Source organism: Longimicrobium sp. (assembly GCF_036387355.1).
Lineage (GTDB): Bacteria > Gemmatimonadota > Gemmatimonadetes > Longimicrobiales > Longimicrobiaceae > Longimicrobium.
This window is the reverse complement of the sequence record NZ_DASVTX010000050.1, coordinates 1-10,570: the sequence shown is the minus strand read 5'-3', so window position 1 is coordinate 10,570 and position 10,570 is coordinate 1. Positions and strand designations below refer to the sequence as shown.

At 71.1% G+C, this 10,570-nt stretch carries 9 protein-coding genes; 6 read left to right on the top strand and 3 right to left on the bottom strand.

The annotated features are described in order from the left end of the window. Nucleotides 1–440: 440 nt before the first annotated feature. Nucleotides 441–1,337 carry a cyanophycinase gene (locus tag VF665_RS02700; protein ID WP_331051860.1) on the bottom strand — a complete coding sequence of 299 codons (897 nt, stop codon included), beginning with the start codon at nt 1,335–1,337 and terminating at the stop codon, nt 441–443. Nucleotides 1,338–1,378: 41 nt separating this feature from the next. Next, on the bottom strand, nt 1,379–2,551 hold the full coding sequence (locus VF665_RS02695) for an amidohydrolase family protein (RefSeq protein WP_331051859.1): 1,173 nt from the start codon (nt 2,549–2,551) through the stop codon (nt 1,379–1,381). 245 nt (nt 2,552–2,796) lie between these two features. Between VF665_RS02695 and VF665_RS02690 the strand changes: the two genes are divergently transcribed. The 5 genes from VF665_RS02690 to VF665_RS02670 all read left to right on the top strand — a co-directional run bounded on the left by VF665_RS02690 (nt 2,797) and on the right by VF665_RS02670 (nt 8,805). Next, the gene (locus tag VF665_RS02690) at nt 2,797–4,704 is read left to right on the top strand and encodes a PAS domain S-box protein (RefSeq protein WP_331051858.1); all 1,908 of its coding nucleotides are present in this window, start codon (nt 2,797–2,799) and stop codon (nt 4,702–4,704) included. Nucleotides 4,705–4,997: 293 nt separating this feature from the next. Next, complete coding sequence (locus tag VF665_RS02685; RefSeq protein ID WP_331051857.1) at nt 4,998–5,315, top strand: hypothetical protein; 318 nt, start codon at nt 4,998–5,000, stop codon at nt 5,313–5,315. A 79-nt stretch (nt 5,316–5,394) separates the two neighbouring features. After that, nucleotides 5,395–6,018 (top strand): class I SAM-dependent methyltransferase, encoded by a 624-nt coding sequence (locus VF665_RS02680; protein ID WP_331051856.1) that lies wholly within the window; start codon nt 5,395–5,397, stop codon nt 6,016–6,018. 152 nt (nt 6,019–6,170) lie between these two features. Beyond that, entirely contained in the window at nt 6,171–7,388 is a 1,218-nt protein-coding gene (locus tag VF665_RS02675; protein WP_331051855.1) for an RDD family protein, read from the top strand. A 118-nt stretch (nt 7,389–7,506) separates the two neighbouring features. Next, nucleotides 7,507–8,805 carry a phospholipase D-like domain-containing protein gene (locus VF665_RS02670; RefSeq protein ID WP_331051854.1) on the top strand — a complete coding sequence of 433 codons (1,299 nt, stop codon included), beginning with the start codon at nt 7,507–7,509 and terminating at the stop codon, nt 8,803–8,805. A 123-nt stretch (nt 8,806–8,928) separates the two neighbouring features. Here the strand turns inward: VF665_RS02670 and VF665_RS02665 are convergent, their stop codons facing one another. Then, nucleotides 8,929–9,342 (bottom strand): hypothetical protein, encoded by a 414-nt coding sequence (locus VF665_RS02665; protein ID WP_331051853.1) that lies wholly within the window; start codon nt 9,340–9,342, stop codon nt 8,929–8,931. A 339-nt stretch (nt 9,343–9,681) separates the two neighbouring features. Between VF665_RS02665 and VF665_RS02660 the strand changes: the two genes are divergently transcribed. Next, complete coding sequence (locus VF665_RS02660) at nt 9,682–10,068, top strand: hypothetical protein (protein WP_331051852.1); 387 nt, start codon at nt 9,682–9,684, stop codon at nt 10,066–10,068. Nucleotides 10,069–10,570 lie beyond the last annotated feature (502 nt).

Here is a 10,570-nt window from a genome sequence, read left to right as displayed (position 1 = left end):
GGAGAGGGGAGACTTGCAGGGAATTCCGTGACCCCAAAGCAGTTGAATTGAAGCCCCGATCGTGGACGCGACAGCGGCCACGAGTCGGGGCTTCCCGCTTCTTGAGCGGCGGATTCATCCGCTCAGGACACCATCCCCGGCACGGATACCCGCAACTCGCACCGGAACCGGCGCCGCATCAACCCTCCCCCAGTCTTTTTTGGGGGAGGGTGGGCCGGTGGTGCCGGCCCGGGTGGGGGCCGCGCTGAACTCCGCCCTGCACACCTGCACCATCCGCCACATGCAGGTGAAGTCCCCCCGTCCGTTTGGGGGGACTTTCCGCCGTTGTTGCGGCGACTTCAGTCGCTCAGCCCACCCAGGCACTCGGCACTCGGCACTCGGCACTTGGCACTGGGCACTTCCGTTCCTCGCACTCCGCACTCCGCACCCCGCACTTCCCCCTACGACGGCCCGATCGCCTTGATCGTCTCCCCGTCCGGCATCAGCGGGCGCTTGGTGCGCAGGTCAAAGCCGTAGCCCGCGGGCAGCGTGTGGATCACCGCGTCGGTAATGGCCAGCGTCTCGTCGTCCGAGGCATCGGGGGCGCTGCTGTGGCTCACCCGGCCGTTGAACACCATCACCGCGCCGGCCCCCACCACCGTGAACCGGTCGCCGGGAACCAGGTCCACCGCCGTGTTCTCGTCGATGCCGATCCCGATCACGTTGGGGTTGTGTGCAAAGATCGCCATCAGCCGGCTCACGCGGCCGCGCTGGTTGAAGTGCGTGTCGATCACCGTGTCGCGCCAGTACCCCAGCCCCGGCGCCAGGCTCACGTCCTCCCGCCGCACCGTGCCGTCCTGCCGCCCGCCGATGATCATCACGCTGCTCAGCGCCGCCGCGCCCGCGCTGGTGCCGCCCACCACCAGCCCGTCCCCGAACACCCGCTCGCGGATCGTCTCGCAGAACGACGTCCCGGAGATGAGCGCCGTGAGCCGCAGCTGGTCGCCGCCGGTGAAGAAGATGCCCGTGGCCCGCTGCGTGGCCTCGATCAGCTCCGGGGCCTCGGCCTCGTGCCGGTCGCGGATGGGGGCCTCGAACACCTCCGTGACCCCCAGCTTGTTGAAGATGGTCTCGTAGGTGTCCGCAACCTCCTCCGGCTTTCCCGACGGCGAGGAGCACACCACGATGCGGGCGTCCGCCCCGCCGCACATCTCTACGAAGTGCGGAAGGATCTTCCAGTTCCCCTCCTCCGGGTCTTCTGCCCCGCCGATCACCAGGAGCCGCCCCACCCGCGGCGGAACCTCGTCCCGCTCCACGGCCTCCTGCCCCTCCCGCCCCCGCTCCGCCTGGTCAGACATCCCGTTCTCCTCGTCTTTGCCCGGTGCCGGGCCGGTGCCCGTCACGAATTCCCGCCGTCGTCCTTCTTTTCATTCTTGGTGCCGTGCAGCCGGATCTCACGGTCGCTGTCCTTGAGCCAGTTCTCCTGCTCCACCACCTCGCCGTCGCGCACCATCCACGTTCCCCGGCTCAGCACGTGGACGATGTCCAGCGAGGCTTCATCAATGAGCAGCACGTCGCCCACCCAGCCTTTCCGCAGCTCGCCCTTCTTGTGCAGCTTCAGAATGCGGGCCGTGTTGCGCGTGGCCAGCGGCAGGATCTCCTCCAGGCGGAAGTCGTGCTCGCGCACGCAGGCGCGCATCTGCTCCCACACGTTGCGCGGGCTGGTCATGCTGGCGTCCGACGAGCAGGTGAGCAGCTCCGGCGGCCCGCCGTGCGACTTCCACCACCGCAGGTACTTGGGAAGCTCGCGCTCCACCACGTCCACGTCGCAGGGCATCCCCTTCCTGGCCAGCGCCGCGGCCTCCTTCATGAGCGCCTCGGTGCGCTCCACGTGCGTCAGGTAGAACCAGTCCGGCTGCACGTCAAAGTTCTCCAGCACCTCGCGGATCGGCGACAGCCGGCGGTCGCTCTCGCCCACGTGCACGTGCATGAGGCCGGCCTTGTTGGCCAGCATGCCGCCGATGTGCGCGTTGGTCACCGTCCGGGCCAGGTCGCGCGGGTCGGGCGCCAGCGCCCGCTCGTCGCTGATGGCCACCTCGCCCGCGCCGATAATTTCGTCTATGAAGAGGATGTCCTCGCGCACCGACTTGAGGATGGAGTTGGGCGGCACGTCGTACCCGCCCGTCCAGCAGTACGCGTTCAGCTTCTGCTCGCGCAGCGCCTTGACCTTGGCCAGCAGGCCGGCCATGGTCTTCATCGTGGTGTCCACGCCCAGCGTTCCCACCACGGTGGTAATGCCGAAGCGCACGATTTCGCTGATGAAGAACTCCGGGGTCTGCGTGCTGAACCCCGTTTCGCCGCTGCCGCCCAGCAGGTGGTTGTGCGGGTCAATGAGGCCCGGCGCCACGATGCAGCCCCGCGCGTTGATGATCTGGTACTCCGTCCCCACCCGCTCCAGCGCGGATCGGTCAATGTCGCCCACCTTGCTCACGTGCCCATCCGCCAGCAGCACCGACTGCACGCCGCGCGGATCCGGATCGTACACGCGCCCGCCCTCGATCAGCGTCAGCATCCGCCCATCCGTATTCCGATTTTCATCCCTGCCTCCTCCACCCGGTTCGCGAATCTCGGGGCGCGGGATTCGCCCCCGTTCCGCGCCGCCCGGTCCCATTGCGCAACGGACGAACCCGGCGTGTAGCAGCGCCCCTTTTGCGCGCGCGACCAAGAACGGGGGTGGCCCCCGGCATGCATCCCGAAACATCTGATGCCGGCTCCGGCCGCCCGCTGGTTTCCGTTGCCCCGCACTGCTGGGAGTTCATGTCCAACCCATCCGATCCACACCAGGCCGAGGTCATGAGTTCGCGGCTGGCCGCCCTGCGCGACCAGGCCGAGGGTTCCGTGTCCAAGGCGCTGCTGCGCACGTCGCTGGCGGAGCTGGAGTGCGCCATCGAGGAACTGCGCGTCACCGAAGAGGACCTGCGCCAGCACCAGAGCCTCCTGGCGGACGCATGGCAGGCGGCGGAGCGCAGCAGCGAGTGGTACCGGGAGATGTTTGACGGGGCGGCCGACGCGCTGCTGGCCACGGACATCCGCGGCACCATCCGCGACGTGAACCGTGCGGGCGGCGTGCTGATGGGGGTGCGGCCGGACCTGCTGCGCGGCAAGCCGGTGGCCCTCTTTGTTCCCGAGGACAGCCGCGCCGAGTTCCGCGCCCGCCTGTCGGCCACGGCCGCCTCGCAGGGCCCGCAGCAGTGGGAGATGAAGCTGGCGCCGCGGGGTGCGGAGCCGCTCTGGGTGGAGGTGCGCGTGGCGCGCTTCGCCCCGCAGGGCGCGCATGCCGGGCTGCACTGGACCATTCGCGACATCACCGCGCGCCGCACGTCGGAGGGCGCCCGCGGCGACGCGGCGGATACGCTGCGCATCGCGGCGCAGTCCATCCCCATGCCCTGGGTGGTGCTGGACGTGGATGGTACCGTGCTGCTGTGGAGCGCCGCCGCCGAGCGCCTGACCGGGTGGAAGGAAGACGAGGTCGTCGGCCGCCCCCTTCCCGGGCCCGACGGCGCCGCGGAAACCGCGGCCGAGGCGGCGGCGGGGAGCCGCCCGGGCCAGCCCGCCGGCGTGGACCTGCCGCTGCGCACCCGCGCCGGCGAGAACCTGGAGCTCGCGGGTTCCGTGGTGGCGCTGGCGGGGGAGAACGGCGTTTCGCGCGGAACGCTGGTGATGTTCGCCGCGCCGGAGGCGGAAGACGAGCGCCCCGCCGCGCCCACGCGCGCGGCGGACTGGACGGAGAACGAGGCGCGGCGCGTGCTGCTGGGCGGCGCGCACGGCGGCGAACTGGTGGAGGGGATCCGGCAGGGGATCGCGAGCGGCCTGTACCTGGGCCGCCTGCATCCGGGCGACCGGCTTCCCAGCATTCGCGAGGTGGCGCGCCACACGGCGCAGGACCACCGCTACGTATCCGCCGCCTACCGCCGGCTGGCGAGCGAGGGGGTGGTGGACATCCGCACCCGCCACGGCGTGATCGTGGGCGCGGGCGCCCCGGCCGCGGAGCCCCTGAGCAACGAGACGGCGGAGTGGCTGGCCGGCGTCATTGGCGAGGCGGCGGCCATGCAGGTCAAGGCGCCGCAGCTCCCGGACCTGGTGAGGCGGTGGACGGGGAGCGCCGCGGTGCGCTGCCTGTGCGTGGACGGCACCGAGGACGACGTGGTGGCGCTCACCACGGAGCTGCAGGGGCAGTGGGGCTTCCGCACGGAGCGGCTGATCGCGGACGAGAACCTGCGCCGCGACACGCTGGTGCGGGCGCTGCGCGAGGCGGATGTGGTGGTGACCACGCCGTTCCACGCCGCGCTGCTGGACGGGCCAGCGCAGGTCCCGGGCGTGCCCGTCGTGGTGTTGCAGGCCAACCCCGACACGGTGCGCGCGGCGGAAGAGCGCCTGCGGTACGGCGGATTGACGGCGGTGGTGATGGATCCGCGCTACGGCGAGCGGCTGCGGTGCATGGCGGGGGGCGAGCGGCTGCACGTGGTGCTGGCGGACGACGAAGCGGCGCTGGCGGCGCTGGACCCCGCCGAGCCGGTGCTGATGACGCGCGCGGCGCACGCCCGCGTCCGCCGTCCGCTGCGCCTTCTGGCCCCGCTCTCCCCGGCCTTCTCGCCGGCCCGTGCGCGCGACCTTGCCGCCGTGCTCATCCGCCGCAACCTGGAAGGCCTGCGCACCGGCACCTGACCGCGGTCATCGGGTGGATGCAGAGAGGCCGGGCCCCGATCTCGGTGCCCGGCCTCTCTCGTCGGTCATCTGTACGGAACTACGCCACGCCGAGCCGCCGAGAGAACGACAGGGCCATACCATTCTTGTCCCTTCCCCCGCCTCCCCGTGAATCGCCGTTGCCGTTCCCCTATTCCCCATTCCCTATTCCCTATTCCCTATTCCCTATTCCCTGCTTTTCCCCGGCACAATTCCGGCATCAACCCGCGCCGCCCACGACGCACCCCGCAACCACGACGCACCCAGGCCCCACGATGAGATTCCGGCTGATGACCCTTCCCCTCGCGGCGCTGCTCATGACCGCGTGCGGCGGCGACGGCGGAGACGAGACCGATACCAACGCCTCGGCGGAGAACGGCCCCGGGCCGGCGACCAAGGCCGGATCCGGAGACGCGAGCACCCAGCCCGCGGACACGACGGGGATGGGCATGGGCGCCGCGCCCACCACGGCGCCCGCACCGGGCACCCCGGTAGACACCGCCGGCACCGGCACCAACCCGCCCACCGCCGGCGGCCAGGTCGTGCCGGAAGGCACCACGCCCAGCCCGGCCGGCACGCCCAGCGCGCCCTGACGAACGCGCCTCCGCCCCGCGGCCCGACGGCCGCGGGGCGGTCCGCTTCGCCGCGCATCCATCCCATTCATTACCCGGAATGCAGCCGTCCACCTCACCCGTGCGCCGCGACTACGACGCGGCCGCCGCGCGCTACGACCTTCGCTGGGCGCGGTACAACCACGACAGCCTGAACCTGCTGCGCCCCTGGCTGGCGGGGCAGGCGCTCGGCCGCGTGCTGGACGTGGGGTGCGGAACCGGAAACCTCGCGCGCGCGCTGTACGGCTGGGGCGCGCGGGTGGACGCGTACCTGGGAGTGGACCTGTCCCCCGAAATGCTCCGCGCCGCCGCGGACAAGGCGGGCCACGCGCGGTTCGCCGCCGGAAGCGCCACCGCGCTCCCCGTGGCGGCGGGCGCGTTCCACACCGTGGTGAGCGCCAGCACCCTGCACGACTGGCCCGACGCGGACGCCGGGGTGCGCGAACTGCGCCGCGCGCTGCACACCGGCGGGCGCCTGCTGCTGCTGGACTGGAACCGCGCCCCGCTCCGCATGCGCGCCCTGAACGCGGGCATGCGCCTCACCCGCCAGCCGTACCGCCGCATGTACTCGTCCGGGGAAATGCGGGCGCTGCTGGGCCGTGCCGGCTTTCGCGTGCTGCGCGAGGCGCGCGGCGGCTCCGGACTGGTGTGGCGCCTCGCCGCCCTGGAGGCCGCCGCGGTCTGACGGTGCGCCCGCCGCGCGCCGCGGGTTCGCCTACGCTGGACGCAAGTGCAGTCCGGCGTTAGCTTTGGAGTCCTCCCCGAATCCCGCGGCCGCTCCGTCCCGTACGGAAGCGCCGTGCTCGTCCGTTCGGCCCCGGTTCCGCGACCCCCACGATGCGCAGCAATTCCTCGTACGTCATCAACCCGGACGCGTTTTCCGTCGATCCCGCGCTGGTGGGCCTTCCGCTCGCACGGCCAGCGCGCCGCCTGACGGCCATGCTCATCGACCTGGCCATCGTCTCCCTCCTGGTGCACGCCGGCGGCGGCGTGCTGCTGGGGCTCGCGGCGGCGTACGTGGCGTTCCGCTTCGCCGGGCGCTTCGCCGCGAAGGGAAAGTGGATGGGGCGGGGAATGGGCCTTACCTTTCGCGCCATGGGCGGGCTGTTCCTGTTTCTTCTGGGGATGAACCTGTGGAACCGCGCGCAGGGCTTCGCCAACGGCGTGCTGGACGGCAGCCCCGTGAACGTGGCACGGGCGGGCGCGGCGGGGGAGACGGTTCCCCTTTCGGCGCGGCAGGGCGTCAACATGGCCCGGCTGCTCACGGAGGATGATCCCGCCGCGGCCCGCCGACTGGCGCCGGAGGTCATCTCCGGCCTGCGCGCCTCGGGGGTGCAGGACGACCGCATCCGCGAGATGTTCGCCGAGGCCGCGGACGAAGAGGAGCGGCCGTGGCTTTCCGGAATGGTGGACTCGCTCATGACCTCGAGGGCGCCCGCGAAAAAAGCCGAGCCGCGGCTGGACTCGCTCGCCGCGGCCTACGCCGCCGCCGTGACGTCCAACGACACCGCGGCGCTCGCCCAGCTTGGCCCGGCGCTGGGATCGCGGCTGGCGGCGGACAGCCTTCGCGAACTGCGCGAGGAAACGAAAGTTCTCCACGGGCAGGTGGGCGAGGCGCGCGCGGAACTGGAAAAGGCGCGCAACACGGGGATCGTGTCGCGCATCATCGGCTTTCTGGACGAGATGGGGATCGGGTTCGGGTGGTCCGGCCTGTACTTTACCGGGTTCGTGGCGCTGTGGAAGGGGCAGACCCCCGGCAAGCGGCTGATGGGGATCCGCGTGGTGCGCCTGAACGGCCAGCCCATGAACCTGTGGACCGCGTTTGAGCGGTTCGGCGGATACGCGGCCGGGCTGGTGACCGGGCTGCTCGGCTTTGCGCAGGTGTACTGGGACAAGAACCGGATGATGATCCACGACAAGATCATCGAGACCGTGGTGGTGCGCGACCGCAAGCCGGACGCGGCGCCCCCCGCGCCCCCGCGCATGCCCGACGCGCGCGCGGTGCCGTTCCCCCCGCAGCCGCGGCCGTACGACGCCCGCGCCCCGCGCATCTGAACGCGGACGGGCCGCCCCTCCATCCCGGACAGAACCGACGCCCGGCCGCGCCATGCGGCCGGGCGTTTGCACATCCAGCACGGTCCGTGGGCAGGGCGCACACCCGAACGCTGATGCAATGGAGCTGTGGGGAATTCCGTGGTGGACCGCCCTGCTGGCGCTGGTGGGGGGGATGGCCATCGTCAGCGCGTTCATCACCCTGTTCTTTGCCCTGAACCGCCCCGCCCGCTACGGCGTCACCGAACGCGTGCCGGTGGACAGCGACGCGTTCATGCAGGCCATCACCTCCGCCGTGAACGCGCCCGCCATGACGGGCGGCTCCGCGCGGCTGCTGAACAACGGCGTCGAGATCTTTCCCGCCATGCTGGAGGCCATTCGCGGCGCGCGGCACAGCATCAACTTCATGGTCTACATCTGGGAGTCCGGGAAGGTGTCGGACCGCATGTTCGACGCGCTGGTGGAGCGCGCGCGCGCGGGGGTGCAGGTGCGCATGATGCTGGACGGGTTCGGCGCCTTTTCCGCGCCGGGCGACCGCGTGCGGGAGCTGGAGGCCGCGGGCGGGCGGGTGCGGTTCTTCAATCCGGCCGCGTGGGGGCGGCTGCTGGCCTTTCACAAGCGCAACCACCGGCGCGCCATCATCGTGGACGGCAAGATCGCGTTCACCGGCGGCGCGGCGGTGAGCGACGTGTGGCTGGGCGACGCGCAGGACGAGGACCACTGGCGCGACACCATGGTGGAGGTGCGCGGTTGCCTGGCCACCAACCTCCAGTCCTCCTTCGTGCAGCTCTGGTCCGGCGGCACGGGAGAGATCCTCGTCGGCGAGGCGTTCTATCCCTCGGAGCACGACGAGCCGGGCGCGGAGGCGCTCACCCGGCACGTGCACGTCACCAGCACGCCGGCCAGCGTGGCGCATCCGCTGCGCGTCTTCTTCATCCTCACCCTGGCGTGTGCGCAGCGGCGGATCTGGCTCACCAACTCGTACTTTGCGCCGGAGGTGAACATGCGCCGCACCCTGGCGGAGCGTGCCCGCGCCGGGGTGGACGTGCGGCTGCTCCTGCCCAGCCGGCTCACTGACGCCCCGTTCGTGCGGTACGCCAGCCACGCCTTCTACCGCGAACTGCTGGAGGCGGGGGTGCGCATCTTTGAGTACCAGCCCACCATGATGCATTCCAAGACGCTGGTGGTGGACGGCGTGTGGTCGGTGGTGGGGTCGGCCAACATGGACAACCGGTCCAAGGAGCTGAACCAGGAGAGCGTGATCGGCATTCTGGACCGGGGATTCTCTCGGCAGATCGAGGCGACGTTCGAGCGCGACCTGGAGCAGTCGCGCGAGATCCGGCTGGAAGAGTGGCGCCGCCGGCCCTGGCCGCAGCGCGTGTACGAGCGGTTCTGGGTGAGCTTCGAGCAGCAGTTCTGAGGAGAGACGGACGGGTTCCGCGGAGACGCGGAAACGGATGGAAACGAGAAAGAGAAACGAGGCCCCATCGGCTTCGTTTCCCTCATTTGTTTGTCTCCGCGGCTCCGCGCGAGGCGTCTGCGCTTACCGGTACGGCGGCGATTCCAGGATGCGGTCGTCCGCCAGGCCGTCGTCCTCGCCGGGCTGCAGCAGGCCGAAGAGCTGCAGGTGACGGCGGCGCAGCCGGTTGGCGTGCGTGAACGCTTCCTCGTCCGTTTCGCCGAAGCCTTCCCACGCCAGTGCGCTTTCGCCCCACCGCGCGGGCGGGCTCCACGGCGACTCGGGGCCGTGCAGCCGCGCGGCGCGCCAGGGATGGGCGAACGGGTCCAGGTAGCGCCCCAGCACCTGCCCGTCCCGGTCAATCACCACGCCCACGGCCCCGCCCCCCCGCCGCCGCAGCCGCGCGCGGCGGTACAGGTGCAGCGCGCCGTCCAGCGCAAGCGCGGCAAAGATCAGCACCGCCAGCACGATCACAATGTCGAGTGCCACAAGCTTCATCTTCTCACGTCCATTCCTCCGGAACCCTCGCCGGCCATGCGGATGGGCATACCGGCACCGGGCTCCGGCGTTCCCTCGGCGGCGTCATCCACCGCGCGCCACTCGTTCCCCGGACGCAAGCTTTCGGCCCGGGGCGGCGCCGGCGGACTGTAACGCCCAAGTGACTGCGATGCTGACACTTGGCGCAAAACGGGACAGAATCGGCGCGGCGGGTGGGGAAAGGCCCTACTCGCGCGTCACTGTCTGCCCGATGTTCGCGAGGGGAGCGCGGATGCATCCTGAAGGGGCAGAACCGGACAAGGCTGTCGGCAGGCACAACCCGAATCCCGGAGAGGATGCATGGAAACGCAGGCCGCCGTACCCGTGAACGCCAGGCTCGTGCTGCCCGGCCACCCCGACGCGCCGGCGCACGTGACGCTGGTGCGCGCCTCGGGATGGGCGCGGGTGCGCAGGACGCTGCTGTTCGGCATGGGGTGGATCAGCGGGACCGTGACCATGTTCGCCATCACGCTCTTTGATCCGTTCATGACCGCGCTGCCGTTCCTGATCGGCGGGCTGATGACGTTTCGCAGCTGGCGCGGCCGGTTCCGCGTGACGTCGTTCCGGGGATCGTGCCCGCGGTGCCACCAGCCGCTGGACCTGAAGCCCGGCGCGCGGATCGGGGCGCCGCACCCGCTGGTGTGCTACAACTGCCACCACGAGCCCGAGCTGTACCTCGCGGCGTAGATCGGGAGCGGCGGTTAGGCCCGGCGCGGCCCCGATGGTCTGGTCCGGCGGCGTCTGAGCGGACGAGAGGGAGGCACGGGATCTGGTCGCGGGAGACGCGGCGACCAACATGCTTCGCTGGCTGCACCGCATGGCCTGCTCACGGCTGCGGCAGACGCTCCGCGTTGGCCCCTCCCCCGGCCCCTCCCCGTGCAAACAGACGCACGGAGAGGGGAGAACGGCGGCTCGGTGCGCTTCGGAGAGTGCCAGCGGTCGGGAGAGGCCCCCTCTCCCCGGCCCTCTCCCCCGCTGTCGCGGGAGAAAGGGAGACCATAGCGCGTGGGCGGCGTTCGGCACTGACCTCATCGCCCGCACGGGCGCAGCCTCACAGCAGTATCGTGAGGCTTTCAGCCGTTGTTGCGGCGACTTCAGTCGCTCAACCCGGGGCTGGACCACACTCACCTCCCGCGCCGACCCATCCGCCGGGTTGGTTTAAGCCCTGATCGTGGACGCGACAGCGGCC